The sequence below is a fragment of the Duganella sp. BJB476 genome (genome assembly GCF_003416895.1).
Taxonomy (GTDB): Bacteria; Pseudomonadota; Gammaproteobacteria; order Burkholderiales; family Burkholderiaceae_D; genus Rugamonas.
Genome location: NZ_QVIO01000001.1, coordinates 736,357 through 762,924 on the forward strand (window position 1 = coordinate 736,357; position 26,568 = coordinate 762,924).

The following is a 26,568-nucleotide window of genomic DNA, read 5'->3' on the forward strand; positions in this document are numbered from 1 at the left end:
AAGATGTCGCAGTCAAAATCCATACAAGATGAAAGCCAGGCGATCGCCTGGATAGGCCAGTTCGCCCAGCACGCCGGGCCGCGCTACCTGCAGATCGCCGATTTCGTCGAGCGGGCGCTGGCCGACGGCCGCCTGAAGCCCGGCGACCGCCTGCCGCCGCAACGCCGCCTGGCGCAGTTGCTCAACGTCGACCTGACCACGGTCACGCGCGCCTACGACGAGGCCAGGCGCCGCAATCTGCTGGAGGGGCGGGGCGCGCGCGGCACCTACGCGGCCGCGCCCAAGGTGGAGCTGGCGCAGTTGCTGGACCTGAGCATGAACATTCCGCCGCCGCCGGCCGGCGTCGACTTCGACGACCTGCTCAAGCAGGGACTGGCGCAGGTGCTGCTGCGCACCGACAGCGGCCTGCTGATGAACTACCACCTGGGCGGCGGCAGCCAGGCCGACCGCGCGGCCGGCGCCGCATGGCTTGCGCCCATGCTGGGCCGGGTGGACGAGGGGCAGGTGGTGGTGTGTCCCGGCGCGCAGTCCGCGCTGGCGGCGCTGATCCTGACCTTGAGCCGTCCGGGTGACACCATCCTGGCCGAACCGGCCGTGTATCCCGGCCTGCGCACGGCGGCCGCGCAGCTCGGGCGGCGCGTGGTGGCGGTCGAGGTGGATGCGGCGGGCATGCTGCCGGACGCGCTGGAAAAAGCCTGCGGCAAGCAGCGCGTGGCGCTGCTCTACCTGAACCCTACGCTGCAAAACCCGACCATGCACACCATGCCGGCCGCGCGCCGGCGCGAGATCGCGCGGGTGGCGGCGCGCTGCGGCGTGCAGATCATCGAGGACGATCCCTACTGGTTGCTGGCCGATGCGCCACCGCCACCGCTGGCGCATTACGCGCCGCGCCAGGTCAACTATATTTCGACGCTGTCCAAGTGCCTGGCGCCGGGCTTGCGCACGGCCTTCGTGCTGCTGTCCGATCCGCAGCGGCGCGAGGCCTTCATGGCGGCGCTGCGTTCCTTCGTGCTGATGTCCACGCCGTTGACGACGGCGCTGACCACGCAATGGATACATGACGGCTCGGCGCAGCGGCTGCTGGCGGGAGTGAAGGAGGAGGCGCGCAAGCGCCAGGTGATGGCGCACCAGCTGTTGGCCGGCAGGGTAGAGGCGCAGGCGGGCGCGGATGGCATCCATGTCTGGCTGCCGCTGCCCGCTTACTGGACCGCGCACGAACTGGCGCAGGCGGCGCAGGCCGAAGGCCTGGCCGTCACTTCATCGGAAGCGTTCTACGCGGGCCCGCGCCCGCCGAACGTGATCCGCATTTCACTGGGCTCGATCCGCGACAGCCATCGCCTGGCGGCCGCCTTGCGCAAACTGTCGCAGCTGCTGGCGCGCAAGCCGTCGTCGCGGCATCAAGCCCTGGTCTGAAGCGGAATCAGCCGCGACGTGCGCGGCGGCGTGCCAGGCCGATCAGGCCCAAGCCACCGAGCAGCATGGCGTAAGTTTCCGGTTCCGGTACCGCGGCGATGGTGCCGTTGACGGCGAACGGCAGTTCCACCGACAGGCCGCTGCCGGGTTCTTTCAAGGTGGCGAAGGCGCCGCCGCCAAGCGATTGCGCTGCGTTGCCTGCGCGGGCGTCGGACGTAGGCGGCTGCCATGGGCCGGGAGTTGCGCTGCCCGCCAGGCCCCAGGTCAGCCAGTAGTGGCCCGAAGCCAGCGTGACGTCGGTGATGTCGGCATTGACCGTGTAGATGGCGCGCTGCTTGTCGGTGAGCGTGTCTTCGGTGACGCGATAGCCGGCCAGGCCGCCGTTGGTGACGCCGGTGGTGCCGGAGGCAACCACGGTGCCCGAATTGACGTCGCTGCCCGAGACGATGCTCCAGGTGGCCGAAGTGAAGCTGAAGCCGTTGGCGCCGGTCTGGTAGCCGAAGAAACTCAGGCCCGTGACATTCCAGTTCTTGCCCGCCGTGACATTGAAATCATCGGCGACAGAATTGCCCACACCGCTTTGCACGCCGTAGCCATAGGTAGAGGCGTGCGGCGCGACGATGGATTTTCCGGTGGCATCCACCACCGGACCGTTGTTATACAACGCGCCAGCGTTGGTAACGCCGGCGACCAAAGCGAGTACTGCGAACGCGACTTTTTTCATCATTTCCCCATCTCTGTTGTAGGAAATGTAAAGTAGCATCATCTGACATTGTTGCCAATTAATTATTTCAAATATGAAAATTATATTTGATTAACGTAGCGTCTCGGTCAGCACGCGGCCTTCGGCGCCGGCCGGCGGACGCACGTGCAGCAGGTTGGCCAGGGTCGGCGCGATGTCGACCACTTCCGCGTACTGGCCGTAAGCGCCCGGCTTGATCCAGCGTTTGCCCATGATCATCAGCGGCACGTTGGTGTCGTAGGCATACGGCGAGCCGTGCGAGGTGCCGCTGGTGCCGGTGCCGAAGTACCAGTAAGGCTTGGTGACCACCATCAGGTCGCCCGACGCTTCGCGGTTCCAGGCGCGGCGCATCAGCGTGGCGATGCGGGTGGTGTTGGCGGCGCCGCTTTCGAGCTGGGTGCGGGTGTAGGCTTCGACGATGCCGTTCTGGGCCAGCAGGTAGCGGGCGGCGGCGGTTTCCACTTCCTCGCGTTTCAGGCCGCTCTTGTCGATCTGCGCGTAGTCCAGGTGGATGTTGGGCAGCGACCAGGCGCTCAGCAGCTTGGCGCCGCCGAATTTTTCCGACAGGTGCTTGTCCAGCGCGTTCATCAGCTTGTCGCCGTCGATGCGCTGGGCGTCGATGTGCTGGGTCTGCGAGAACTCGGGGGTGTTCGGGAAGCCGTGGTCGGCGGTCAGCACCACCAGCACGTTGTCCATGCCGACGCGCTTGTCGAGGTAGTTGAAGAACTCGCCCAGCATGCGGTCCAGACGCTGCAGGTGGTCGTGCGACAGCTTGCTTTCCGGGCCGAAGGCGTGGTTGACGTAGTCGTGTGCCGACAGGCTCACGCCCAGCAGGTCCGGCACGCCGGCCGGATTGCGGCCGAGGTTTTCGCCTTCCACCGCGGCACGCGCGAAGTCCAGCGTCAGCTGGTCGAGGAAGGGGCCGGTCTTCAGGCTGTTGTAGTAGCCGGCGTCGATCTCGCCGCTTTCGCTGTAGTAGGCGTAGGGCAGGCGGATGTGGGTGCCCGGCTTGACCTGGTTCAGCTCTTCGCTGGCGTCGCCGGCGTAGGCCGATTCCGGCAGCAGTGCCGTCCACGACTTGCCGTAGTAGCGGTCCTGCGGCTTGCCGGCCTGGTATTGCTGGACCCAGGCCGGATGCGCTTTCATGTAGAAGGTGCTGCTGGCGAAGTTGCCGCTCTTGTCCATGTACATGTAAGCGGTGCCGGTTTTACCTGCCAGCAGGATCGCGCCGCGATCCTTGCCGGAGACGGTGACCACCTTGCTGCGGCTGCCGGTGGCGTAGCGCAGCTGGTCGCCCAGCGTATCGACTTTCAGGCGGGTCGGCGCGGTGCCGTCGCTCGGCTTGGTCTCTTCGCCGATGTAGGTGTAGTTGGTGTCTTCGGTGCAGTACACCGATTTTTTCGTGATCGGGTCGATCCAGTTATTGCCGATGATGCCGTGCACATACGGGTAGGCGCCGGTCAGCACGGCGCTGTGGCCGATCGCGGTGACGGTGATGCCGTGCGCCTGGTGCGCGTTGCTGAACGACGCGCCCTGGTCCAGCAAGCGGCGTAAGCCACCATCCTGGCCGAACTGGTCGCGATAGCGCTGCACCTGCTCGTTCGGCAGGCCGTCCACCACCAGCACCACCACCAGTTTCGGCTGGTTCGAGGCGGCGGTGGCGGCGGGAGCGGCGGCATGCGCGGCGTTCAGCGCAAGGCAGGAGGTCGCGATTACGAGTGCGGGCAGGGACAGTTTCTTTGTCATGTGGAGTCGTCGTCAGGTTGGGAAGGATCGTCGGCGCACAGCCTACCATGCGCCCGCGATATCGTACTCCATCCTTGTGACGGCTCGATGACAGCTATGGGTCAAAGCTGCATGTGCATGAAGGTGGTCGGGCCGAGCGTGCCGTCGGGCAGGGCGGCGTAGTCGGGCACCACGCCGGTCACGGCGAAGCCCAGCTTTTCGTACATGCCCTGCGCCGGAAAACCGGTGCAGGTGTCGAGCACCAACAGCTTACAACCCAGCGCGCGTGCCCGCTCCAGCGCGTGTTGCATCAGCGCCTGGGCGATGCCTTGCCGGCGCGCGCCGGAATGGACCAGCATCTTGGAAATCTCCGCCCGGTGGCGGCCGTTGGGCAGGCCGCACAACACCAGTTGCACGGTTCCGCACAGCGCGCCGTGGTCGTCGTGCGCGACGAACAGCAGTCGTTCGCCGCTGTCGACCTGCGGCGCCAGCGCCAGCCAGAACGCCTGCGTTTCCTCCAGCGGGCAAGGCAGCAGGAAACCGACGCTGGCGCCGTGCAGCACGCAATCGCGCAGCACCTGCGCCAGGTCGGCCGCGTGCCGGCGCAGGCCGGCGGCATCGAGTTGATTTATGGTGGGCATAGGGCGATCAGGTAGCGGGCCGGCGACGGCCCGGGACAGAAAAAGCGCGTTGCGCCGAACAGGTGGAAGCGCAGGCAATCGCCCGCTTGCAGGTGATGGGTGGCGCCGTCGAGCGTGTAGTCCAGCGCGCCTTCGAGCAGCCACAGGTGTTGTTCCATGCCGGGCACCGAGGCGCTGTCGTAGTCGATGCGGGCGTCGGGCGGCAGCCAGCCCTCCACCAGTTCGACGCCGTAGCCGCGCGCCGGCGGCGACACCATGCGCCGCCTGAAGCCGCTGGCGGGATCCTGCCACAGCACCTGGTCGGCGGCGCGCAGCAACTCGCCCGGCTGCGATTCGGCCTCGGCGATCAAGCGCGACATCGGCAAGCCGAACACGGCGCACAGCTTGCCCAGCAGGGCGGTGGTCGGGCTGTTCTCGCCGCGTTCCAGGCGCGACAGCGTGGCCCGGCTGATGCCGCTGGCGGCGGCCAGCTCGTCCAGCGACAGTCCGCGCTCCACGCGCAGGGCGGCCAGGCGCAGGGCCAGGCGGGATTCGATCTCGTTTCTCATAATTGGGAATATATCTCTATTATGAGATTGTGGCAAGGCCGATCCGCTGATTTATCGACGACTCCTCTGCGCTGCGTCAATCGCGCGGCCATGGCGGCCAGTATCTTTTGACGGTAATCCCAATCGAAAGGAGCTTACGATGGCCACGACATCCAACCCCCATATCATTCCCGGCAGCGGCCAGTTGGCGCTGCAGGGCGCTGTCGCGCTGGGTCCGGTTGCGGACGAGCAGACCATAGAAATCACCGTGCGGCTGCGCGCCGCGCCCGACCGCGCGCCGCTGGACCTGCAGGCCGCCACCGCCGACACCCAGCCGGTCGGGCGCCAGTACCTGAGCCGCGCGCAGTTCGCCCAGGCCCACGGCGCCAGCGACGCCGACATCGCCAAGGTCGAGGCCTTCGCGGCCCAGCGCGGCATGGTGGTGATCAGCAGTAACGCGGCCCAGCGGCGCGTGGTGTTGGCCGGCACTGCCGCGCAGATGAGCGGCGCCTTCGGCGTCCAGCTGGAAGAGTATGAATATCCGGACGGCAGCTATCGCGGCCGGACTGGCGAACTGAGCGTGCCCGATGCGCTGGCCGGCGTGGTCGAGGGCGTGTTCGGGCTGGACGACAGGCCGGTAGCCACGCCCAAGTTCCAGCGCCTGCAGGCGGACGGCTTCGCCTCGGCGGCGGCGGCCAACATCGCGTTCTCGCCGCCGCAGCTGGCGCAGCTGTACAACTTTCCGCAGGGGCTGGACGGCAGCGGCCAATGCATCGGCATCATCGAGCTGGGCGGCGGCAGCCGGCCGCGCGACCTGAAGGTTTATTTCGGCGAGCTGGGCTTGCCGGTGCCGCGCGTCAAGTCGATCAGCATCGACCACGCCAAGAACCGTCCCACCACCGCCAACAGCGCCGACGGCGAGGTGATGCTCGACATCGAGGTGGCGGGCGCGGTGGCGCCGGGCGCGCTGATCGCGGTCTACTACGCGCCCAACACGGAACGCGGTTTTCTCGATGCCATCACTGCCGCCGTGCACGACGCCGTCAACCAGCCGTCGGTGATCTCGATCAGCTGGGGCGCGCCGGAATCGGCCTGGACCGGCCAGGCCATGACCGCATTCGAACAAGCCTTCGCCGACGCCGCCGCGATGGGCGTGACGATCTTGTGCGCGGCCGGCGACAACGGCTCCACCGACGGCGTCAGCGACGGCGCCCAGCACGTGGACTTCCCGGCGTCGGCGCCGCACGCGCTGGCCTGCGGCGGCACCCGCGTGATGTTGCAGGACGGCGGGCCCGCCGTCGAAACCGTGTGGAACAGCGGCCCCAATAGCGCCACCGGCGGCGGCTACAGCAGCTTCTTCGGCCGCCCCGATTACCAGCAGGGCGTGGCCAACGGCCATGCCGCGCGCGGCGTGCCGGACGTGGCCGGCGACGCCGATCCGGCCAGCGGCTACAAGGTGCGGGTCGACGGCCAGAACCTGGTGTTCGGCGGCACCAGCGCGGTGGCGCCCTTGTGGGCCGGCCTGCTGGCGCTGATCAACCAGCGGCTCGGCCGTCCGGTCGGCTTCCTGCATCCCTTGCTGTACGGCTCCTTGCAGGGCAGGGGCGTGACCCGGGACGTTGCGAGCGGCAACAATGGCGCGCAACAGGCGGTGCCGGGATGGGACGCCTGCACGGGTTGGGGCTGTCCCGATGGAGAAAAACTATTGCAGGCTTTGAGTGATTGATTTTGCAAATTGGAACAATTCTTTGATGCAAGTTTCACATGGGAAAAAGACACTTTTTCGCTCTACAGGCCGCTAAAAATGGTGATTGTTGCCAAAACCTTGATAGAATGACGGGGTAGAAGTTATTTTTGCTCGACAGTTCCAGGTGTCGTCAAACAGGAGTCGATTATGATCATGGTGAACAATATTGGTGGTGCTTCCCTTCCTGCGGCCGTGGTCGCGGAGAAGACGCTTGAGCCGAAGAAAAACGCCACCCCTGTAGCCGAAACCAATGCGGACTTGAGCGCATCGGTAGCCGCCTATCTGTCCCTGCCTGGCTTCAATTCGCCGGTGCAGAACGACGCCATCCTGACCGCCAACGCGGCCGACAAGGCCAGCGCCGTGGTCAAGGCGGTGGCGGAATCGGACGACGATGGCATGAAGCTGGCGTTGAAGCAATTCGACGAGGGCTTGAAGCGCCTGGTACAGCGTCCTGAAACCCAGTTCTTCCAGGCCAAGTTCGGCCTCGACGGCAGCGCCGACGACAGCAACAAGCTGGTGTCGCCCGATCCCTTGCCGGGCGTCGATGAAAATGGCGTGCTGGGCAGCGGCAAGGTCGACATGGCCGCCGACACCAACAAGGACGGCAAGATCAGTCCGGAAGAGCTGCGCCGCTACCAGATGCCGATCACCTACCGCAGCAGCGAGCGCGCGGCGGATTCCGTGGTCAACGGCCCGTCGGCCTTTTCGCTGACCGAAGCCAACCGCGCCTACGGCGTGGTGGCCACCGCAGAAGCCGCCTGATCTACCCCACACAGCTTGCCCGAAAACGGGCTTCGCCTTCACGGCGGAGCCCGTTTTTTTTCGTCCAGCAAGTTTCGTGGCGCGAATGTCATACAAAAAACACACTCAGCACGTAAAAAATGCGAATATGTCAGGCAAAAGTGCAGTTCAGTTAACCTTTTGGTCTGGCATGACCCTTCAGCGGGAGTTTTTTGTGAGAAAACAGAACTTCAGGCAGTTCCACCGGCAAGCCCTGCATGCCGGCGTGGCGGCGCTGGTCGCGGCGGGATTGGGCGGCTGCGCCCTCGGCCCCGAATTCAAGACCCCGGCCGCACCGGCCACGGCTGGCGAGCGCTACACCCCGACGCCGCTGGCGGCCCAGACGGCGGCATCGGCCGGCGTCGGCGGCGCCGCCCAGCAGTTCGCGCTGGGGCAGGATATTCCGGCGCAGTGGTGGACGGTGTTCCGCTCGCCCGCGCTGGACCAGCTGATACGCGGCGCACTGGAGCAGAACCCGAATATGGCGGCGGCCGAAGCGGCGCTGCGCCAGGCGCAGGAAAGCTACAACGCCCAGTCCGGCAGCCTGGTGTATCCGACGGTGAACGGCCAGCTGGGCGTGGCGCGCCAGAAGGTGTCCGAGTCCGGCGGCGGCAACGGCGGCGTCTTCAACCTGTACAACGCCTCGGTCAACGTCGCCTACACGCCGGACGTGTTCGGCGCCACCCGGCGCACGCTGGAAGGCGCGCGCGCCCAGGTCGACTACCAGCGCTTCCAGGTCGAGGCGACCTACCTGGCGCTGAGCGCCAATGTGGTGACCACCGCCATCCGCGAAGCGTCGCTGCGCGCGCAGCTGAAGGCCACGCAGGAAGTGCTGGCCGCGCTGAACCAGCAGCTGGGCGTGATCGAGAAACAATTCCAGTTCGGCGCCGTGCCGCGCAACACCTTGCTCAGCCAGCGCAACCAGGCGGCGCAGATCGCCGCCACCTTGCCGCCGCTGGAAAAGGCGCTGGCGCAAAGCCGCCATCAGCTGTCCGTGCTGGCCGGCAAACTGCCGAGCGAGGCGGGCATGCCCGAGTTCGAACTGGCCTCGCTGACCTTGCCGGAATCGCTGCCGGTGTCGCTGCCGTCGGCGCTGGTGCGCCAGCGGCCCGACATCCGCGCCAGCGAAGAACAGCTGCACGCGGCCAGCGCGGCGATCGGCGTGGCGACGGCGGCCCAGTATCCGCAATTCACGCTGAGCGGCAGCTACGGCTCGTCGGCGCAGACCTTCAGCAAGCTGTTCGACGCCGAGACCACCGCCTGGAACCTGGCCGCCGGCCTGACCGCGCCCATCTTCAACGGCGGCGCCCTGAGCGCCAAGCGGCGCGCGGCGGAAGCGGCCTACGACGTGGCGGCGGCGCAGTACCGCGCCACCGTGCTGACGGCGTTCCAGAACGTCGCCGACAGCCTGCGCGCGCTCGATTCCGACGCCGCCGCGCTCAAGGCCCAGGCCGAGGCCGAATCGCTGGCGGCCGAATCGCTGGCGCTGTCCACTCAGCAGTACAAGCTGGGCGGCATCAGCTACCTGGTGCTGCTGGACGCGCAGCGCAGCTACCAGCAGGCCCACGTGGCGCTGGTGCAGGCGCAGGCGGCCCGCTACGCCGACACGGCGGCGCTGTTCCAGGCGCTGGGCGGCGGCTGGTGGAACCGCGGCGGCGGCGTGCCGGCGGCCACCGCGGTGTCGGCGGCCGCGCCCTACGGCAGCGCCAAGTAAGCACATATCAAACAACACTAAAAAGCAGGAGAACGATTCATGACCAAGCGTATGTTCATCATGATAGGCGGCGTCCTTTTACTGATCGTCGTGCTGGCGTTCGGCAAGTATTTGCAGATTAAGAAACTCATCGCCAGTTCGCCCAAGCCGACCGCGCAGGTCGTCACCGCGATCAAGGCCAGCATCTCCGAGTGGCAGCCGCAGCTGACGTCGGTCGGCACGCTGGTGCCGGTGCGCGGCGTCGACGTCACCACCGAGATCGCCGGCCTGGTGCGCCAGGTGCACTTCAAGTCGGGCGACGAGGTCAAGGCCGGCCAGGTGCTGTTCGAGCTGAACGCCGATTCCGACATCGCGCAACTGCGCGCGCTGCAAGCGGCGGCCGACCTGTCGGCCTCGGTGCTCAAGCGCGACAAGCTGCAATTCGCCGCCCAGGCCATCAGCCAGGCCCAGCTCGACAACGACGACGCCGACCTGAAGAGCCGCAAGGCGCTGGTGGCGCAGCAGCAGGCGCTGGTCGACAAGAAGACCATCCGCGCGCCGTTCGCCGGCAAGCTGGGCATCACCGCCGTCAATCCCGGCCAGTACCTGAACCCCGGCGACAAGCTGGTGACCTTGCAAACCATCGATACTGTTTATATCGATTTCTTCGTGCCGCAGAAACAGCTGGCCGGCCTGTCCATCGGCCAGAAGCTCAGCCTGACCAGCGATGCCTATCCGGGCGTGGGCTTCCCCGGCAAGGTCACCTCGATCAGCCCGAAAGTCGACGCCGCCACCCGCAACGTGCAGGTCGAGGCCACGGTGCCGAACGCCAAGCGCCAGCTGCTGCCGGGCATGTTCGCCAACGTCAGCCTGGACCAGGGCGACCAGAAGAAATACCTGACCCTGCCGCAGACCTCGATCACCTACAACCCCTACGGTTCGACCGTGTTCGTGCTGGCGCCGCCGCCGGCCGACGCCAAGGATGCGCTCAAGGATGACAAGGGCAACGCCCACCTGGTGGCGCAGCAGGTGTTCGTCACCACCGGCCCCACGCGCGGCGACCAGGTCGCCATCCTGACCGGCGTCAAGGAAGGCCAGACCGTCGTCACCAGCGGCCAGCTCAAGCTGAAGAACGGCACGCCGGCCGTGATCGACAACAAGGTGCAGCCGGCCAACAACCCGAATCCGACGCCGCAGGAACACTAAGGGAATCCGCGCCATGAATTTCACCGACATCTTCATCAAGCGGCCGGTCCTGGCCAGCGTCGTCAGCCTGCTGATCGTGGTGCTGGGCCTGCGTTCGCTGTTCAGCCTGCCGATCAACCAGTATCCGAAGACGCAAAACGCGGTGGTCACCATCTCCACCACCTACTACGGCGCCGACGCCTCCACCGTGGCCGGCTTCATCACCCAGCCGCTGGAAGGGGCCATCGCCCAGGCGCAGGGGATCGACTACCTGTCCTCGTCGTCCAACAGCGGCGTGTCGGTGATCACCGCCACCCTGCGGCTGAACTACGATTCCAACCGCGCGCTGACCGAGATCACCACCCAGGTCAACTCGGTGCGCAACCAGCTGCCGCAGCAGGCGCAGCAGCCGGTGCTGACGGTGCAGACCGGCCAGACCACCGACGCCATGTACATGGGCTTCTACAGCGACACGCTGCCGACCAACAACGTCACCGACTTCCTGGCGCGCGTGGTCAAGCCGAAACTGGATTCGATCCAGGGCGTGCAGACCGCCGAGCTGCTGGGCGCGCGCCAGTTCGCGCTGCGCGCCTGGCTGGACGCCAACAAGATGGCGGCGCACGGCGTCACCGCGACCGACGTCAGCGCCGCGCTGGCGCAGAACAACTACCTGACCGGCCTGGGCGCCACCAAGGGCCAGATGGTGACCGTGCCGCTGACCGCCGGCACCGACCTGCACACGGTGGACGAGTTCAAGGCGCTGGCCATCAAGCAGGCCGGCGGCGCCATCGTCCACCTGGAGGACATCGCCACCGTCACCCTGGGTTCGGAAAACTATGACTTCAACGTCGCCTTCAGCGGCGTGCGCTCGGTGTTCATCGGCATCAAGGTGGCGCCGGAGGCCAACATCCTGGACGTGGCCAAGCGCGTAAGGGTGGCCTTCCCGCCGATCAAGGAACAGCTGCCGAACGGCCTGACCGGCGAGATCGTCTACGACTCGACCGAGTTCATCAACACCTCGATCGACGAAGTGGTCAAGACCCTGGTCGAGGCGCTGGTCATCGTCACCATCGTCATCTACCTGTTCCTGGGCAGCTTCCGCGCGGTGATCGTGCCGGTGATCGCGATGCCGCTGTCGCTGATCGGCACCTTCTTCGTGATGCTGATGCTGGGCTACTCGATCAACCTGCTGACCCTGCTGGCCATCGTGCTGGCGATCGGCCTGGTGGTGGACGACGCCATCATCGTGGTGGAGAACGTCGACCGCCACATGAAGGAGGGCATCAAGCCGTTCGACGCCGCCATCATGGCCGCGCGCGAGCTGGGCAGCCCGATCCTGGCGATGACGGTGGTGCTGATCGCGGTGTACGTGCCGATCGGCTTCCAGGGCGGCCTGACTGGCGCGCTGTTCACCGAGTTCGCCTTCACCCTGGCCGGCGCGGTGGCGGTGTCGGGCATCGTCGCGCTGACCTTGTCGCCGATGATGTGCGGCCACTTCTTCGACCCCAAGCAGGATGAAGGGCGTTTCGTCAAGGCCATCGACAAGGTGTTCGAGAAGGTCCACGGCGGCTACCTGCGCCTGCTGCACAGCCTGCTCAACACCTGGCCGGTGCTGATCGTCATGGGCCTGATCCTGAGTCTGCTGCTGGGCCTGATGTTCAAGATGTCGCAGTCGGAACTGGCGCCGGAAGAGGACCAGGGCATCGTGCTGTCGCAGGTGGTCGGCGCGCCGACCGCCACCTCGGACCAGATGCAGGCCTACGCCAAGCAGATCTTCGACATCTCGCACGCGCTGCCCGAGTACGAGCAGATGTTCCAGATCACCGGCGTGCCGACCACCAATTCCGGCATCGGCGGCGTGCTGTTCAAGTCGTGGGACAAGCGTTCGCGCTCGGCGCACGAGATCCAGCAGGACTTGCAGGAAAAATGGAGCCATGTGGCCGGTGGCCGCGTGGCGGCGTTCCAGTTCCCGGCGCTGCCGGGCAGCTCCGGCTTGCCGGTGCAGTTCGTCATCACCACCACCGAGCCGTTCGAGAACCTGAACACGGTGGCGCAAGCGGTGCTGGACAAGGCGCGCAAGGACAACAAGTTCTACTTCGCCGACGTCGACCTGAAGATCGATTCGCCGCAGGCGCGCGTCGAGGTGGACCGCGACAAGCTGGCCACCTTGGGCCTGACGCAGCAGGACTTCGGCAACGCCATGGGCGCGGCGCTGGGCGGCGGCTACGTCAACTACTTCTCGATCTCCGGCCGTTCCTACAAGGTGATCCCGCAGGTGCAGCAGGTCGACCGCCTGAATCCGGCCGACGTGCTGGACTTCTACATCAAGACCCCGAGCGGCGCCATGATCCCGGCCAGCACCGTGGCCAGCATCAAGTACAGCGTGCAGCCGGAATCGGTGACCCGCTTCCAGCAGCTGAACTCGGCGACCATCTCCGGCGTCACCGGCGCCTCGCAGGGCGAGATCCTGGAATACCTGCGCAACACCGTCAAGGAAGTGGCACCGTCGGGCTACACGGTCGATTACTCGGGCGGCTCGCGCCAGTACATGAGCGAATCGGGCGGCTTCGTGGTGACGATGGCGTTCGCCGTCATCATCGTGTTCCTGGCGCTGGCGGCGCAGTTCGAGAGCTTCCGCGACCCGATCGTGATCCTGTTCTCGGTGCCGATGGCGCTGTTCGGCGCGATGACCTTCATCTTCCTGGGCTACGCCTCGATCAACATCTACACCCAGGTCGGCCTGGTGACGCTGATGGGGCTCATTTCCAAGCACGGTATTTTGATCGTGGAAGTGGCCAACCACCTGCGCGCGGCCGGCAAGAGCAAGCGTGAAGCGATCGAGGAAGCGGCGGCCACCCGTCTGCGTCCCATCCTGATGACGACGGCGGCGATGGTGTTCGGCGTGGTGCCGCTGGTGGTGGCCTCGGGCGCCGGCGCGGCCGGTCGCCATGCGATGGGCCTGGTGATCTTCACCGGCCTGTCGATCGGCACGCTGTTCACGCTGTTCGTGGTGCCGGCCATGTATATGTTCCTGTCCGGCCAACATAAAGCCGAACCGCAGGCCGCCGCGCATGGCGGCGCGACGCCGGCCCACACCGCCGGACAACCGACCTGAAGCCGGACGCGATGTCCGCCGTGGACAAGGGGACGGTGCGGCGCCTGGGCTGGCTGAACGGCCAGCGCAAGCGCAGCATGGAAGAAGTCATTCTGATGATGCTGTGCGCGCTGGGCGTGCCCAGCATCCTGCCGTTCGCGATTTACCGCCTGACGCAGCAGCAATGGATGTCGGCCACGGTCGACATGGCGCTGGTGCTGGCCATGCTGGCGGTGATCGTGCATGTGTGGCGCACCGGCCGCCACCGCGTCGCCAGCTTCTGCGTCACGCTGTTCTATTCGGCCGGCATGCTGGCGACGGTGTACCTGCGCGGCGTGTCGCTGATCTACTGGGTGTATCCGACCATGATCGCCTGTTACTTCGTGCTGCGGCCCGGCGTGGCGGTGGCGATCAACAGCGTCTCGCTGGCGGCGCTGGTGGTGATCCTGCTGTCGCAGCTGGCGGTGCTGAACCTGCTGACCATCGTCGTCACCATCGGCCTGGTCAACCTGTTCGCGTACATCTTCGCCCACCGCACGGGCGCGCAGAACAAGGCGCTGCACACCGAGGTGGAGCTGGACTTCCTGACCGGCGTCGGCAACCGCCGCTCGCTGGACCGCAAGCTGGCCGACCACGCCGACGAGCGCCGTCCGCACCTGCCGTCCTGCCTGCTGTTGCTGGACCTGGACCACTTCAAGCAGGTCAACGACCTGTACGGCCATGCGGCCGGCGACCAGGCGCTGATACGGCTGTGCGAGGTGATGCGCCTGCATACGCGCTCGAGCGACCGCATCTTCCGCTACGGCGGCGAGGAGTTCGCCGTCATCGCCAACGGCGCGGCGCTGGACGCGGCCAGCCGCCTGGCCGAAAACCTGCGGGCCGCCGTGGCCGACGCCAGCCTGATCGACGGCCATCCGCTGACGATCTCGATCGGCGTGGCCTTCATGGACAAGCGCCGCACGCCGGCCGACTGGCTCATGCAGGCCGACAAAATGCTGTACGCGGCCAAGCAGGGCGGCCGCAACGCCGTCCGTGTGGCGCCGTCAGACGATGCCCAGGGCGCGTAGCAACGGCAACCTGAGGTCGCGGAACTCGATGGCTTGACTGGACAACTCGGCGAGATTTTCTTCGTCGCCGACCAGCGCGACGTCCAGCTTGCGGATGGTTTGCTGCGACGCCTTGAGCACCTGCCACGCGTAGTGGGCCCACTCCGACGGCTGTTGCTTGCCCTCGGCGATGGCGCTGATAAACAGCTGTTGAAAGCGGCCGACGGTAACGCCGCCGCCCGTCACCGGGCTGGCCAGCGCGGACACCTCGCCACCGCCGCGCGCCTGTCGCAGCAAGCGCTGGTTGAGGCGATCGGTTTGCGGCCGGCGCAGGTTGGCGATGGACGGTTCCTGGGCGATGGCCAGCGCGCCTTTGTGCGCCAGCAGCAGACAGGCTTCGTGCAGCTGCGTGAGCACGATTCCGCGGGAGCTCAGGGCCTGCTCGATGTCGCCGATGGTGCGGACGGCGTGGTCGCTCAGCAGGTCGATAATGGGCTTGTAGATGACGTCGGTCAGCGCGCGTTCGCCCAGCAAAGTCTTGACGGTGAGCTGGATCGCTCCGGCATGCTCGCACAAGACGACGCGCAGGGCGCGCAGTTGTTCGGCATACTCGATCGCTTGCAGGCCGCGCTTGCCCTTGACCCAGTAATCCCGGCGGAACTGTTGGTTGGTCATGAAATCGACTATGCTTTGGCGGAACACCGCGTCGGGAATCTCGCCGAGCAGCGCTTGCTGCTCCGGCGTCAGGTTCAACCCGGGCAGCAGTTCGGTGTAGGCGGCCGAACAGGCGAAGTCGAGTTTTGCCGGCGATAGTAAGCCGGCCATGTCGGCAAAGGACATCGGCAGCCAGTCGCGGTTGAAATATTCGTGGGCCAGGTAGTGGCGGTCCTGGCTCTCCAGTTTTTTCAAGCGCTCCGCAATCTGCGGATTGGCCAGCCCGAACGCGGGATTGGTGGCCATCAGCTTGTTGGTAAACGCGAGGGCGCCATCGACCTTGGCCAACACGCCTGCGCCTGGCGGCGCCATGATGGCGGCGTGCTGGGTCATCAGGTCGCGCACCGGTATCATGGCTGCGAAGCCTGGCTGTGTGTTATAGCTGATGTACAGCACGCCGCCGACCTTCAGCTTGCGTTGAACGAAGTCGACGATGATGGCGCGGTTCTCGTCCGAGATCCAGCTCCAGATGCCGTGCACGGCGATGAAGTCGAAGTCCGGCAAATCGGTGCGGCTGCAGAATTCGGCGAACGACTGGTCGAATAGTTGCGGGCCGTCCGCGATGTTGGCGGCCAGCTCCTGCGCATAGCCTGCCTGCGACGGATTGAAATCGGTGCCGTACCACTTGGTGGTGGAGGCCGCGCCGTGGATATTGACGCTGAGGCCCTGGCCGAAGCCGAGCTCGCAGGCCGTCGCGATCTCAGGCAGGACCAGTCCCGCTTTCAACAACGCGAGTTTGGCCCGCAACGGATTGACCAGGTCATAGTAGCCGTAGGTATAGCCGATGTCGGCAACGTAGCCGCTGGTCCAGTCCGTCATAGTTTGGCTTTCTCAATAAATAGGGTCTCTTGATTTTAATGCGTTTTTGCTATGATGAGTGTATTGAAACCGTATCATGCAAGAAAATGGAGATTTGATGAGGGAAATTCTAGCCGCAGGCTGGCTGGCGCTGGCGCCCTTGGCCGTATCGGCCATGCCGGAAGCGCCGCCGGCGCCTGTCCGGACGCCGCCGCCCGAACCGCTGGCGCGCGACCTGAGCCTGCCGCCCGCGTTGTCCGACGAGATGATACGCAAGGCGGTGCGCGCCACCATCGTTGAGGATCCGCACCCGGTCGACACGGCGAACCGCGCGGCCGGCGCCTTCGGCACCACGGCGCCGACCATGCATGACACGATGACGGCCGCCTTCGAGCAGGCCAAGGTGCCCGATTGCCTGCACGGCGATGCGCTCAAACTGCAGCCGGCGATGATCGGCCCGATCGGCGTGGTGGGGCCTTACTCGCTGCCGTGGGTGATCGCGGCGGCGATACGGGGTAAATGCAACTGAGGTGTCAGAACGGTTTCACGCCGATCAGCATCAGGTGCAGCCAGTGGGCGAACAGCACCGCCACGCCGAAGCCGGCCACCACCGTGACGGCCGTCGCCATGCCCTTGCCGGGCGGGTAGACGGTGCCGGCGGCGGCATCGCGCCGGCGGGCTGCGCGGAACAGCAGCACCGACCACACCAGGAAGCTGCCGAACAGGATGATGTCATGCAGCGTGCCGTTGGCCAGCAGGTGGGCCAGCGCCCAGACCTTGACGGCCAGCGTCATCGGATGATGCAGGCGCGCCTTGATGCCGTTGCCCGGCACATAGGCCGCCACCAGCAGGATGAAGGACAGCACCATCAGCGGCGCGGCGATGTGCGCCATGAAGCGCGGGGGCGACCACACCACCACCGGCTGCTGGCGCGCCAGGCCGTAGCCCCAGATGATCAGCGCGAAGCCGGCCAGCGACACCAGCGAATACAGTCCCTTCCAGCCGTTCTCGCCCAGGCGCGCGCGCATGGCGCCGCGCCAGTCGTCGGCGAAGATGCGGACCGAATGCAGCCCGAGGAAAATCAGCAAGCCCAATATCAGTAGCGCCATCATCACATCCCTGGAGTTGGTTGAACTGCGCAGACGATACACCGGCTGGCGGCGGCACGCAACGTCAGCGTAGCCGGCCCGCGAGGTGAATCATGTCGTCGCCGCCGGCCAGCCGCAGCGCGCGCCAACCGTCGGCGTCGGCCTCCGACGCCAGCTGCACCGACAGCGCCTGGCCGGGCAGCGTGACCGGGCGCAGGAAGCGCACGTCGAGCTCGCGGAAGCTGCCCGGCGCCAGCGTTTCGTAGCTGCGCGCCAGGCTGCCGAAACCGTGCAGCACCTTGGCGCCGAAGATGGAGCGGCGCGCCAGCGGCCCGCACCAGTGGATCGGGTTGAAGTCGCCGGTGAGCAGCGAGAAGCGCAGGCCGTCGCTGGCGTCGGCGCGCCAGGTGCCGGCGGTCAGCCAGGCGGGATCGGGCGGCCGGGCCGGCGCGCTGCGGGCGGCGCGCGCGCCCGGCAGGCGCACGCGCATGTGCAGCCGCGTCTCCACCAGGCGCGCCTGCTGCGCGGTGCCGGTGACGACCGCCACGATGATCCTGGCCCAGCCGTCCGCATGCGCGACCTGTTCGACCGCGGCGCTCAGCGTCAGCGGCGTGTCGCGCGGCAGCGGGCCATGCACCGCCATCGCAACGCCCTGGTTGATGATGCCGGTGAGCCGGTAGGGCAGCTGCATCAGCAACTCACTCACCAGCGGCAAGCTCCATTGCGACACCATGTGCGGCGGCAGTTGGCCGTCATAGCGTCCCGCCGCGCCGCACCAGCGGATGTAGTGTTCGACCAGTTGCGCCGGCGGCGCGGCGATGCGGCGCTGGAGCGGTGCGGTGCTGTGCGTTTGCAGCGACGGTGCATCCGGCGGCGTATCCAGCGGCGCATCCGGGGTGCGCGGCGCCTGGGGCGCCAGCAGGGTGCGGCCTGCGGCTTGCAGCAGCAGCCTGGCGGTGGCCCTGAGCATCGCGCCCTGGTGGCGCAGCAGGCCGTAGGGAATGGCGTCGGCCGCCGTCATTCCAACGCCCTGATCACGGCGCTGAGCAAGGCCTGCGGCTGATAGTTCAGGCGATCCGGCGTCAGGCCCAGCCGCACCAGCACCAGCTGCTTCGACGGCACGATGGCGATGGTCTGGCCGTCATGGCCCTCCAGCCAGTAGGTATCGGCGGGAAGCTTGAACGAAGGGTCCGGGTCCTGTCCTTCCGGCGTGGCGCCGGACGGTCCCCAGCGCCATACCTGGCCCTGTCCATACTGGCCGCCGGAGGCCGGCGCCACCTGCTGCATCGTGGTCACGAAGCCTTCCGGCAGCAGGCGCTTGCCTTGCCAGACACCGTCTTGCAGCAGGAACTGGCCGAAGCGCGCCCAGTCCTGTGTGGTTGCATACATATAGCTGGAGCCGACCAGATTGCCGCGCGCGTCCGCCTCCATCACGGCGCTGCTCATGCCCAGCGGCTCGAACAGGCGCGCATGCGGCAGCGACAGCACGGCCGCCGATGTCGGCGCAGTGTTGGCGCCGGCCGCCGCGCGCTGCCAGATCCGCGACAGCAGCAGCGTGGTGCCGCTGGAGTAGTTGAAGGTGCTGCCGGCTTGCTGCACCAACGGCTGGGCGGCGGCGTAGGCCGCCATGTCCGGCTCCAGGTACAGCATGCGCGTGACGTCCGACACGTCGCCATAGCCTTCGTTGAATTGCAGGCCGCTGCTCATCGCCATCAGCTGCGCCAGCGTGATGGCCGCGCGCGGATCGCCGCTCGGCCAGAAGCCGCTTTGCTGCGGCGCCAGTTTGCCGTCGGCGATCAGGATGCCGACCAGCGCCGCGCTGACGGTCTTGGTCATCGACCAGCCCAGCAGCGGAGTGCCGGCGTGGAAGCCGGCGCCGTAGCGCTGCGCCACCAGGCGGCCATGGTGGATCACGGCCATGCCGCGCATTTCGGGACCGGCCAGCGCATCCTGCGCCAGCAAGGCCTGCACCGCCGGCACGGTCTCCGGCTGCGAGCCGGTCGGCCACGCCACATTGGCGGATGGCGCCCAGATCTTCAATGGCGAGAACCGGTACTGCGCGGCCTGAGTGACGTCGTTGTCCGGCACCACGGCGCAACCGGTGCCGGGCCGGTACACGGCCAAGCCCTTGCCGACAAAGCCCAGCAGGTCGGCACGCACCAGCTTTTGTTCCTGGTCGACGCGCACCTGCAGCAGCTTGAGGAGGGGATGGCCGGGCGCCTGCACGTCGTCGGCCAGCACGGCCTGCGCATCGCGGCCGGCGATGAACACATTCGAGCACACCATCTTGGCGCCATAGCTGGCGCCCACCCGCAGCAGCTCGGGCGGATGCAGCGCCAGCGTCAGCACGGCGCCGCCCACCAGCAGCAGGGCTGCGGCGGCGGTGAGCTTGAGTATCCTCGCCATCTACAGGCTGGCCCGGAATTCCACCGCGATCATGCGCGGCGGCATGAGGTAGGCGTAAGGCGCGCCGTATTGCTCCGTTTGTCCGCCCAGGCTGGTGATGTAGCGCTGGTCGAACACATTGTTGACCAGCAGCGCCACGCCATAGCGCGAACTCGGGCTGTCCCAGCCCAGGCGCAGGTCGAACTTGCTGGTGGCCTTGCCCGTCTCAAGCTGCGCGGTGCTCAGGCACTGGAGCTTGGCGGTATCGCTGTTGCAGCGCAGCGCGCTCGAATGCGTGCCCTGGAAATTCAGGCTGCTGCGGCCACCCAGCGTTTCCCAGTTGGCGTTCACGCCCGCCATCGCCGTCAGGCGCGGCGTGCCGACCGGCTGGCCGCCCAGGTCCAGCGTGACGTTGCCGGCGGCGTCGAGGCGCTGGTAGCGGGTGTAGGTCTGGTCGATATATTCCATGCCGCCGAACACCGTCACGCGCGGCGTGATGCGCATGCGGCCATCCAGGTCCAGGCCGTGCGCCTTCTGGTCGCTGGACACCACGTTATAGGTCGGCACCGTGCCCACGCTGTACAGCTGGATGTCCTGCAGGTTCTTGAACTTGTAGGCGAACAGCGAAGCGTTGACGGTGGCGCGCAGCTCGGGGAAGGCCAGCTTCACGCCGGCTTCGAAGTTGGTCATCTTCTCGGGCGCGAAGCTGGGGTCCTTGCCGGTGTTGGTCGGCGAGGCCGGATTCGGCGGCGTGAAGATGTTGAAGCCGCCGGCCTGGTAGCCGCGCGCGATGGAGGTGAACAGCAGCGTATCCTTGTTCAGCTTATGGTCCAGCACCAGGCGCGGGCTCCAGTCGGTCCAGTCCTTCTCGCGCGTGACGGGCGACGACGCCAGCTGCGCCGCCGTGCTGAAGATGACGTTGGACGGGAAGGCCGAAGCATCCAGTCCCGCCAGCGGGCCAAAGCTGTTGAGGAAGTTGTCCAGTTGCGGCGACACGCGGCCCGGCACGTACCAGGTCATCTGCTTGTTATCCCGCGTGTAGCGCAGGCCGGCGGTGACGTTGGTGGATGGCGTCACATGCCAGATGGTGTCGCCGTAGATCGAGACCGATTTGGTCTTGACGTCGCTGTAGTGCGTTTCGTCCCAGCTGAACACCGTGTTCGGGCCGATGCCCGGCAAACCCGCCGCACCGAGGCCGCCGAACAGCATGGCGAAATTCGGCTGGCCGCCGGCGAACTGGCTCAGCGTGTCCAGCGTGCCGGTGGTGACGAAGGCGCCGGCGTTCTGGTGCTCGTTGTTGTGGTAGAAGCTCAGGCCCGCGATCCAGTCCAGCTGATCGGTTTTGCCGGACAGCTTGAACTCCTGCTGGAAGCTGTGGGCGCGCTTGGCGTCCAGCGTGGTCAGGTACAGGTCGGGGCGGGCGCCGCCGTCGTTGTCGGTGATGTTGTGGGTGTTGAAGCGGCGGTAGGCGGTGGTGGAGCTGAAGTTCATGCCGGCCAGCGGCGTTTCGAAGCGCAGCGTGGCGCCGTCGAACATCCGTCCCTCGGTGCCCTGGTCGTCGTTCTGCAGCGGCGCCTTGAAGGGATCGACGAAGTTGGCGGTGTAGGCCGCGTCATAGACGCCGGTGTAGCCGCCCAGCGGCAGCCGTGGATCCTTGATGACGCCGAAAGCCGGGCGGCCATACTGCTCCATGTTCTCGTGCTCCCATGCGAACACCAGCTTGGCGGCGTCGAAGTCCTTGCGCAGCGTCAGGCGGGTGGCCCAGTCCTTGTCGCCGCCGGATTTTTTTCCGGTGGCGGTGTTGTCGACCCAGCCCTCGCTGCCCGAGCGTACCGCCACCAGGCGCGCGGCGAAGCTGTCGCTGATCGGGAGGTTCATCATGACGTCGGCATTGGCGCGGCCGTATTTGCCCAGCTTCATATGGCCGGCGGCGTCGAGCTCCTTGCCCGGTTCATTGGTGGTGATGGCGATGGCGCCGGCCGCGCTGTTACGGCCGAACAGCGTGCCCTGCGGACCCTTGACCACTTCGATGCGCTGGACGTCGATGAAGTTCATCAGCGCGCCGCCGGTCTTGCCGGTGTAGACGCCGTCGACATAGATGCCCACCGGCGAATCTGTGGCGATGCCGAAGTCGCCCGTCTGCACGCCGCGTATGCCGAAGCCGGGCTGGGTCGGTTCGTTCGCATCCACCACCAGGCCGGGAACGTAGCCGTTCAAATCGCCCAGGTCCTTGGCGCCGATGGCGTCGAGGTCTTTGGCGGTCAGTACCTGGATGGTCATCGGCACGTCCTGCACGAACTGCTTGCGGGACTGGGCGGTGACCACTACCGACTGGATTTCGTCGGCCGCCCACGCGGGCGGCACGAAGAAGGCTGCGGCCAGGCTGGCGGAAATTACGGTGCGGGCAGGGATGCTCATGTCGTCCTCCATTGGAAAGTTTTTATATTCTTGTCCAGCCAAACTACAGCAATCACCATGACGACCGGGATCGTCACCTTTAAAACCATCGGCGCTACGTAACCGAACCACTGCGGCAGCAGCGCGAACGCCAGCCCCAATCCCAACGCGCGCGCCTGTTCCGCGCGCTGCGCCCACCGGCGGCCTTCCAGCAGCGCCCCCAGCGACAGGGTACTGGCGACGACCACGCCCGCATACAGCAGCAACTGCGGCTGCGCCAGCGTAGGCGCGATCGCGATCAGGTGCGATACGCAGGGCACGAGCAAGGCGAATTGCAGCATGGCGTACAGGGCGGCGGCCGGCGGCGTGGCGGGGCGATAGTGCGTGAACAGGGTGGCGTCAAAGTGGCCGAGCGGCTCGCCGGTCCAGCCGCCGGGTGGCCCGAACCACACATGCAGCTTGCCGCGCCAGCCGCGAACGCTGCGCGACGCGCGCCACAAATCGGCATAGTAATGCAGGTTGGCCCAGGCGGGATTGAGGCTGCGCAGCGGCGTGCGCACACCGTAGATAATGCGTTCGTCCGCGCGCTCGTCGGCGTAGGTGCCGAACATGCGGTCGAACAGGATCAGGATGCCGCCGTAGTTGCGATCGATGCAGTAGTCGTTCTGGCCGTGGTGCACCCGGTGGTTGGATGGGGTGACGAACACCCGGTCCAGCCATCCGAGGCGGCCGACCATTTCGGTGTGCACCCAGTACTGGTACAGCAGGTCGATCAGCCCGACGCCGACCAATACCAGCGGCGGCACGCCGGCCAGCGCCATCGGCAGGTAGAACAGCCAGCCCAGCACCCAGCCGCTGGAGGTCTGGCGCAGCGCGGTGGAGAGGTTGTAGAACTCGGACGAGTGGTGCACCACGTGCGCGGCCCACATCACGCCGACCTCGTGGCCCAGGCGATGCGTCCAGTAGTAGCAGAAATCGTAGGCCAGCAGTGCGCCCAGCCACACCCACACGCTGTTGGCCGGCAGCGAGGCGAAACGCCAGTGATCGTAGACGGCGGTGTAAATGCCCAGCATCGCCAGCTTGACGAACAGGCCGACCACCTGGCTCACCATGCCGAGGTGCAGGCTGGTGAGGGCGTCGGCGGTATCGTATGCGGCCGCTCCACGGCGATGCGCTATCCATGCTTCGAGCAGGATGGTCAGCATGAAAACGGGAATGGCGAAGACGATAGGATTCACTTCGGGCCGGGATCGTTTAGGTCCAAACGATTATGCCTATATCCATGCAAGATACACAAGAATTAACGGCAATGTTGAGGCTTGTGAAACACAAACAGGTCAGATTTACATTGATAGTTAATCCAGTTGCAGCCGGGGCTTGCCGGCCATGAGCGCGACCGCGCCGGCGACGACGCCGAGCAGGTGCGCCTGCCATGCGACCACCACGTCGGCCGGCAGGTCGGACCAGCCAAGCTGTTGGCCAAGACCGGCGCCGGCGGCTTCGGCGCAGATCTTGGCCAGCAGCGTAGCGGCCATCAGCAGCAAGGCGGCGCGCGTGGAGCGCGCGGCGCGTGGCCACAATGCGCCGCCGGCCATCACCACCAGCATCGCGGCGATGCCGGATGCGCCGCGGTAGTACAGGCAGTGCGGCGCGAGCAACAGCATGCCCAGCGAGATGAACGGCGCGCCCAGGCCCAGTGCGGCCAGCAGGCGACGCATGCCGGCGGCCGGCGATGCGCTCAGGTGCACTACGATCACGGCGGCCGCCAGCACCACGGCGAAGTCGATCAGCGCGTGCCGCATGGAGTAGTGGACCAGGTGCCCGGTCCATAGCCGCCATAGCTGGCCGGCCAGCAGGGCATGGCGGTCGAATTCCAGCAGCTCAGGCACGGCGTCCCAGTCGCCACGCCAGGCCCGCCAGCAGCGCCACCAGCGCCAGGCCTAGCCAGTCCATCGCGCCGCCGCCCTTGTAGCCTTCCTTGTTTTCCACCTGGTAGTTGGCGTCGTGCTTGATGCGTTCGCGGAAGTTGTCCAGCTCCGCTTGCAGGTTGGGCACCAGCTGGTCGACGGCGGCGTTGTAGCCCTCGGCCTGCGCGGCGCGCGATTTTTCGCTGAAGCCGGCCCAGCTGGCGCTGCCTTTGACCTGGCTGGTGCCCGGCGCGCGGAACAGCAGCTTGTGGCTGCGAACGTCGAACACCGAGGCATCCAGCATGGTCTGCACGTCGTACTGGTCGCCGTGGACGACGTAGGCGCCGATGATGGTCCAATACAGCATCGACAGCGCGTTGGAATCGTTGAACTGCACCTGGTCGTAGGAGAGCAGGGCCACTACTTCAACGTCGAACATGCGCCCCACTTGCTCAAGATTGGTGAAGCCGCCCCTGGCGCGCATGTACTGGGTTGGGATGATTTCGATCTTGCCGATGTAGGGAGGCCTGGAGAAGGAATCGCGCACGCGCTCCAGCAGTTTCATGCGCGTGGCCTCCGACGTTCCGTTGCCCCAGCCTGCGCCGGGCACGAAGGCGATGCCGACCTTTACCGGCGGCCGCAAGCGCGTGACCGTGGGTGTCATGGCCGGCGGTTCCTTGGCGTCGGGGTAGAGGTAATCGACGATGCTGCCGGTCTGTTTGATACTGCGGCTGTAGCTCATGGAAGCGCAGCTGGACAGCAAAGCCGCCACCAGCGCAATGGCAAGGATATTCAGGATACGCATGTGGATTCTCCGGTGGTTGCGGATTATGCGTTCCTGAATCCCGTGTGTGAAAGCACTGCGGCCCGAGTACTAGCGGATGCTACAGGCGGTATCGTCGCAGTGCACTTCCGGCTGCGCGGTCGTTTCGGCGAGCAGGCGGCCGATCAGCGCACCGACCTGCATGTCGTCGGCGCGGCCGAAGTGGTTCAGCCGCAAGCACCCCTGGCGATCGATCAGCAGCAGCGTCGGCGTCCCGCGCAGCTGGTACTGTTCCATCGTCAGCGGAATGGCGCCGCGCGGCGCCGTCTGGTCTATCGCCACCGGAAACTGGATGCGGTATTCGTGCACAAAGGCTTCCAGCGCCTTCGCCGTCATGACGTCGTGATGCTCGAACACGGAATGCAGTCCGATCACGGCGACGTCCTGTTCGTCGAAAGTGCTGCGTATCGTTTTGGCCTGCGGGATGCCGTGTGAAACGCAGCCGGGACACAGCATCTGGAAGGCGTAGACGGCGGCGACCTTGCCGCGCAGCTGCCTTAACGACAGCGGCTGCGTGGTGTTGAGCCAGGCCGTAACCTGGAGTTCGGGGGCGATAGCGTGCATGGCTGCTCCTTATTTGGCGCGCAGTTTCACCGCAGGGAAGTCGACCGGAACCTTGAAGGCGACGTTGACGTAGTTGGTGAACAGGTTCAGCGCCACATGGGCCATGATCTCGACGATGGCTTCATCGTTGAAGCCGACGACGCGCAGCGCTTCCACATCCTCATTGTCGATCTGCGCGCGATTGCTGACGACGGCGATGGCGAAACGCAGTGCGGCGGCGGTCTTCGGCTCGCTGGACTGGCCGGCTTGTGCTGCGCTCATCTCTTCGCTGCTGGCGCCGGCCTTGCGGCCCAGGGCCGTGTGAGCGGCCAGGCAGTAGTCGCAGGCATTGCGGTCGGCGATGGCGACGGCGATCTGCTCGCCGAGTTTTGCGTCGATCACGCCGCCGCCAAGGGCGCCGAACGAGCCCCACATGCTCTTCAACGCGGCGGTCGAATTGGCGACGGCCTTGAACATATTCGGCGTGGCGCCGAACGCGCCGTGGATTTGCGCCAGCAGCTGTTGGCGTTCGCCGGTGGTGTCGGCAGGAGTGACGAGGGGGATGCGGTTCATGGTATTTCCTTTCAAGGTTAAAAAAGTACTGCGGTTAAAAACAAGTAGGACTCCTAACTATTGTGGTCAAAAAAAATCTCAGGCAAACACCTTCCAGTTACGGCGGCGCGTGGCGGGATCGGCCGGCACCTGCTCGGGGCAGTCCATGCGCAGCAGCGACACCGACAGCGGCGCGTTCACCAGCCCGCAGTGGTGTGGCGCCGGCTTGCCGGGATGGCGGTTGGCTTCAAAATACTGGCACGACAGGCAGGCCCGCATCTCGGGGAAGCGTTCGGTCTTTTGCAGTTGCGCGATCAGCTTGAACAGGCCGGTCAGCAATTCGGTCTGCTGGGCGGCGGGCAGGGAAGCGGCTGCATCTTCGGCAAAGCTCAATGCGCTGCCGATGCGGGCCGCCGTGGCGATGCCTTCATCTGTCAGGAACAGCGCGGTGGCGCGGCCGTCGTCCTCCGCCCTGGCCTTGTACAGCAAACCCTTGGACACCAGCGCCGACACCGAATCGCTGGCGCTGGCCGCGCTGATCGACAGCTGCGACGCCAGCCAGGACAGGCGCACACCCTGCTTGCGGCCTTGCAGCAGCTGAAGGATCTCGGCCTGCGCCGGATTCAGATTTTCGGACGTGGCGAACTCCCACATACCGGAGCGCATCACACTGGCGATGCGTCCGATAGAGGTGATGATACGCGCGGAGACATCCGGCGTATCCTGCCACGGCTTGTTTGGTTTGGTGTCCATGCTGTGCATTATACA

At 66.2% G+C, this 26,568-nt stretch carries 23 protein-coding genes; 8 read left to right on the forward strand and 15 right to left on the reverse strand.

All coding sequences use genetic code 11. The features are described 5' to 3' along the window. Positions 1-3 precede the first annotated feature (3 nt). Complete coding sequence (locus D0T21_RS03230; protein ID WP_199538390.1) at positions 4-1,413, forward strand: PLP-dependent aminotransferase family protein; 1,410 nt, start codon at positions 4-6, stop codon at positions 1,411-1,413. Positions 1,414-1,420: 7 nt separating this feature from the next. Here D0T21_RS03230 and D0T21_RS03235 read toward each other — a convergent pair whose 3' ends face one another. From D0T21_RS03235 to D0T21_RS03250, 4 genes are all read right to left on the reverse strand, one after another. Continuing rightward, entirely contained in the window at positions 1,421-2,140 is a 720-nt protein-coding gene (locus tag D0T21_RS03235; protein ID WP_116988384.1) for a PEP-CTERM sorting domain-containing protein, read from the reverse strand. An 87-nt stretch (positions 2,141-2,227) separates the two neighbouring features. Further along, positions 2,228-3,901 (reverse strand): alkaline phosphatase family protein, encoded by a 1,674-nt coding sequence (locus D0T21_RS03240; RefSeq protein ID WP_116988385.1) that lies wholly within the window; start codon positions 3,899-3,901, stop codon positions 2,228-2,230. 101 nt (positions 3,902-4,002) lie between these two features. Continuing rightward, entirely contained in the window at positions 4,003-4,521 is a 519-nt protein-coding gene (locus tag D0T21_RS03245) for a GNAT family N-acetyltransferase (RefSeq protein ID WP_116988386.1), read from the reverse strand. Then, positions 4,509-5,069 (reverse strand): XRE family transcriptional regulator, encoded by a 561-nt coding sequence (locus tag D0T21_RS03250; RefSeq protein ID WP_116988387.1) that lies wholly within the window; start codon positions 5,067-5,069, stop codon positions 4,509-4,511. Before D0T21_RS03250 ends, D0T21_RS03245 begins: the two co-directional genes overlap by 13 nt. A 139-nt stretch (positions 5,070-5,208) precedes the next feature. Here D0T21_RS03250 and D0T21_RS03255 point away from each other — a divergent pair, with 139 nt between their 5' ends. The 6 genes from D0T21_RS03255 to D0T21_RS03280 all read left to right on the forward strand — a co-directional run bounded on the left by D0T21_RS03255 (position 5,209) and on the right by D0T21_RS03280 (position 14,614). Then, positions 5,209-6,774 carry a protease pro-enzyme activation domain-containing protein gene (locus tag D0T21_RS03255; RefSeq protein WP_116988388.1) on the forward strand — a complete coding sequence of 522 codons (1,566 nt, stop codon included), beginning with the start codon at positions 5,209-5,211 and terminating at the stop codon, positions 6,772-6,774. Positions 6,775-6,942: 168 nt separating this feature from the next. Beyond that, positions 6,943-7,557, forward strand: coding sequence for an EF-hand domain-containing protein (locus tag D0T21_RS03260; protein WP_116988389.1), 615 nt, complete (start codon positions 6,943-6,945; stop codon positions 7,555-7,557). A 169-nt stretch (positions 7,558-7,726) separates the two neighbouring features. Further along, positions 7,727-9,289 carry an efflux transporter outer membrane subunit gene (locus D0T21_RS03265; RefSeq protein WP_116988390.1) on the forward strand — a complete coding sequence of 521 codons (1,563 nt, stop codon included), beginning with the start codon at positions 7,727-7,729 and terminating at the stop codon, positions 9,287-9,289. A 39-nt stretch (positions 9,290-9,328) separates the two neighbouring features. Next, positions 9,329-10,474: an efflux RND transporter periplasmic adaptor subunit gene (locus tag D0T21_RS03270; protein ID WP_116988391.1), complete on the forward strand. Its 1,146-nt coding sequence runs from the start codon at positions 9,329-9,331 to the stop codon at positions 10,472-10,474. A 13-nt stretch (positions 10,475-10,487) separates the two neighbouring features. Further along, complete coding sequence (locus D0T21_RS03275; RefSeq protein ID WP_116988392.1) at positions 10,488-13,568, forward strand: efflux RND transporter permease subunit; 3,081 nt, start codon at positions 10,488-10,490, stop codon at positions 13,566-13,568. Positions 13,569-13,579: 11 nt separating this feature from the next. After that, on the forward strand, positions 13,580-14,614 hold the full coding sequence (locus D0T21_RS03280) for a diguanylate cyclase (RefSeq protein WP_116988393.1): 1,035 nt from the start codon (positions 13,580-13,582) through the stop codon (positions 14,612-14,614). Here the strand turns inward: D0T21_RS03280 and D0T21_RS03285 are convergent. After that, positions 14,591-16,126, reverse strand: coding sequence for a class I SAM-dependent methyltransferase (locus tag D0T21_RS03285; RefSeq protein WP_116994268.1), 1,536 nt, complete (start codon positions 16,124-16,126; stop codon positions 14,591-14,593). The two genes, D0T21_RS03280 and D0T21_RS03285, sit on opposite strands and share 24 nt — an antisense overlap. A gap of 97 nt (positions 16,127-16,223) precedes the next feature. On the opposite strand from D0T21_RS03285, the gene D0T21_RS03290 reads away from it, so the two are divergent. Further along, positions 16,224-16,634, forward strand: a complete 411-nt coding sequence (locus D0T21_RS03290) for a hypothetical protein (protein WP_116988395.1) — start codon at positions 16,224-16,226, stop codon at positions 16,632-16,634. 4 nt (positions 16,635-16,638) lie between these two features. On the opposite strand, the gene D0T21_RS03295 is transcribed toward D0T21_RS03290, so the two are convergent. From D0T21_RS03295 to D0T21_RS03340, 10 genes are all read right to left on the reverse strand, one after another. Then, positions 16,639-17,214 carry an NnrU family protein gene (locus D0T21_RS03295; RefSeq protein WP_116989341.1) on the reverse strand — a complete coding sequence of 192 codons (576 nt, stop codon included), beginning with the start codon at positions 17,212-17,214 and terminating at the stop codon, positions 16,639-16,641. Between the two features lie 64 nt (positions 17,215-17,278). Further along, a complete protein-coding gene (locus tag D0T21_RS03300) occupies positions 17,279-18,214 on the reverse strand; it encodes a MaoC/PaaZ C-terminal domain-containing protein (RefSeq protein ID WP_116988396.1) in 936 nt (311 codons plus the stop codon). Beyond that, positions 18,211-19,599 (reverse strand): serine hydrolase, encoded by a 1,389-nt coding sequence (locus tag D0T21_RS03305; protein WP_116988397.1) that lies wholly within the window; start codon positions 19,597-19,599, stop codon positions 18,211-18,213. Before D0T21_RS03305 ends, D0T21_RS03300 begins: the two co-directional genes overlap by 4 nt. Continuing rightward, positions 19,600-21,996 carry a TonB-dependent receptor gene (locus D0T21_RS03310; protein ID WP_229211317.1) on the reverse strand — a complete coding sequence of 799 codons (2,397 nt, stop codon included), beginning with the start codon at positions 21,994-21,996 and terminating at the stop codon, positions 19,600-19,602. It abuts the gene before it with no gap. Then, positions 21,993-23,213, reverse strand: coding sequence for a sterol desaturase family protein (locus tag D0T21_RS03315; RefSeq protein ID WP_116988399.1), 1,221 nt, complete (start codon positions 23,211-23,213; stop codon positions 21,993-21,995). The genes D0T21_RS03310 and D0T21_RS03315 overlap by 4 nt, the downstream gene beginning before the upstream one ends. Before the next feature lie 117 nt (positions 23,214-23,330). After that, the gene (gene rrtA, locus D0T21_RS03320) at positions 23,331-23,864 is read right to left on the reverse strand and encodes a rhombosortase (RefSeq protein WP_116988400.1); all 534 of its coding nucleotides are present in this window, start codon (positions 23,862-23,864) and stop codon (positions 23,331-23,333) included. Beyond that, positions 23,857-24,687 carry a rhombotarget lipoprotein gene (rhlP, locus tag D0T21_RS03325; RefSeq protein ID WP_116988401.1) on the reverse strand — a complete coding sequence of 277 codons (831 nt, stop codon included), beginning with the start codon at positions 24,685-24,687 and terminating at the stop codon, positions 23,857-23,859. The genes rrtA and rhlP overlap by 8 nt, the downstream gene beginning before the upstream one ends. A gap of 69 nt (positions 24,688-24,756) precedes the next feature. Then, complete coding sequence (locus tag D0T21_RS03330) at positions 24,757-25,269, reverse strand: redoxin domain-containing protein (protein ID WP_116988402.1); 513 nt, start codon at positions 25,267-25,269, stop codon at positions 24,757-24,759. 9 nt (positions 25,270-25,278) lie between these two features. After that, the gene (locus D0T21_RS03335) at positions 25,279-25,821 is read right to left on the reverse strand and encodes a carboxymuconolactone decarboxylase family protein (protein WP_116988403.1); all 543 of its coding nucleotides are present in this window, start codon (positions 25,819-25,821) and stop codon (positions 25,279-25,281) included. Positions 25,822-25,899: 78 nt separating this feature from the next. Next, entirely contained in the window at positions 25,900-26,553 is a 654-nt protein-coding gene (locus tag D0T21_RS03340) for a MarR family winged helix-turn-helix transcriptional regulator (RefSeq protein ID WP_116989342.1), read from the reverse strand. Positions 26,554-26,568 lie beyond the last annotated feature (15 nt).

Excerpts from the sequence above, each read along its gene's own strand:
- D0T21_RS03230 (WP_199538390.1), top strand. The coding sequence starts at position 4 with ATGTCGCAGTCAAAATCCATACAAGATGAAAGCCAGGCGATCGCCTGG.
- D0T21_RS03235 (WP_116988384.1), bottom strand. The coding sequence starts at position 2,140 with ATGATGAAAAAAGTCGCGTTCGCAGTACTCGCTTTGGTCGCCGGCGTT.
- D0T21_RS03240 (WP_116988385.1), bottom strand. The coding sequence starts at position 3,901 with ATGACAAAGAAACTGTCCCTGCCCGCACTCGTAATCGCGACCTCCTGC.
- D0T21_RS03245 (WP_116988386.1), bottom strand. The coding sequence starts at position 4,521 with ATGCCCACCATAAATCAACTCGATGCCGCCGGCCTGCGCCGGCACGCG.
- D0T21_RS03250 (WP_116988387.1), bottom strand. The coding sequence starts at position 5,069 with ATGAGAAACGAGATCGAATCCCGCCTGGCCCTGCGCCTGGCCGCCCTG.
- D0T21_RS03255 (WP_116988388.1), top strand. The coding sequence starts at position 5,209 with ATGGCCACGACATCCAACCCCCATATCATTCCCGGCAGCGGCCAGTTG.
- D0T21_RS03260 (WP_116988389.1), top strand. The coding sequence starts at position 6,943 with ATGATCATGGTGAACAATATTGGTGGTGCTTCCCTTCCTGCGGCCGTG.
- D0T21_RS03265 (WP_116988390.1), top strand. The coding sequence starts at position 7,727 with ATGACCCTTCAGCGGGAGTTTTTTGTGAGAAAACAGAACTTCAGGCAG.
- D0T21_RS03270 (WP_116988391.1), top strand. The coding sequence starts at position 9,329 with ATGACCAAGCGTATGTTCATCATGATAGGCGGCGTCCTTTTACTGATC.
- D0T21_RS03275 (WP_116988392.1), top strand. The coding sequence starts at position 10,488 with ATGAATTTCACCGACATCTTCATCAAGCGGCCGGTCCTGGCCAGCGTC.
- D0T21_RS03280 (WP_116988393.1), top strand. The coding sequence starts at position 13,580 with ATGTCCGCCGTGGACAAGGGGACGGTGCGGCGCCTGGGCTGGCTGAAC.
- D0T21_RS03285 (WP_116994268.1), bottom strand. The coding sequence starts at position 16,126 with ATGACGGACTGGACCAGCGGCTACGTTGCCGACATCGGCTATACCTAC.
- D0T21_RS03290 (WP_116988395.1), top strand. The coding sequence starts at position 16,224 with ATGAGGGAAATTCTAGCCGCAGGCTGGCTGGCGCTGGCGCCCTTGGCC.
- D0T21_RS03295 (WP_116989341.1), bottom strand. The coding sequence starts at position 17,214 with ATGGCGCTACTGATATTGGGCTTGCTGATTTTCCTCGGGCTGCATTCG.
- D0T21_RS03300 (WP_116988396.1), bottom strand. The coding sequence starts at position 18,214 with ATGACGGCGGCCGACGCCATTCCCTACGGCCTGCTGCGCCACCAGGGC.
- D0T21_RS03305 (WP_116988397.1), bottom strand. The coding sequence starts at position 19,599 with ATGGCGAGGATACTCAAGCTCACCGCCGCCGCAGCCCTGCTGCTGGTG.
- D0T21_RS03310 (WP_229211317.1), bottom strand. The coding sequence starts at position 21,996 with ATGAGCATCCCTGCCCGCACCGTAATTTCCGCCAGCCTGGCCGCAGCC.
- rhlP (WP_116988401.1), bottom strand. The coding sequence starts at position 24,687 with ATGCGTATCCTGAATATCCTTGCCATTGCGCTGGTGGCGGCTTTGCTG.
- D0T21_RS03330 (WP_116988402.1), bottom strand. The coding sequence starts at position 25,269 with ATGCACGCTATCGCCCCCGAACTCCAGGTTACGGCCTGGCTCAACACC.
- D0T21_RS03335 (WP_116988403.1), bottom strand. The coding sequence starts at position 25,821 with ATGAACCGCATCCCCCTCGTCACTCCTGCCGACACCACCGGCGAACGC.
- D0T21_RS03340 (WP_116989342.1), bottom strand. The coding sequence starts at position 26,553 with ATGGACACCAAACCAAACAAGCCGTGGCAGGATACGCCGGATGTCTCC.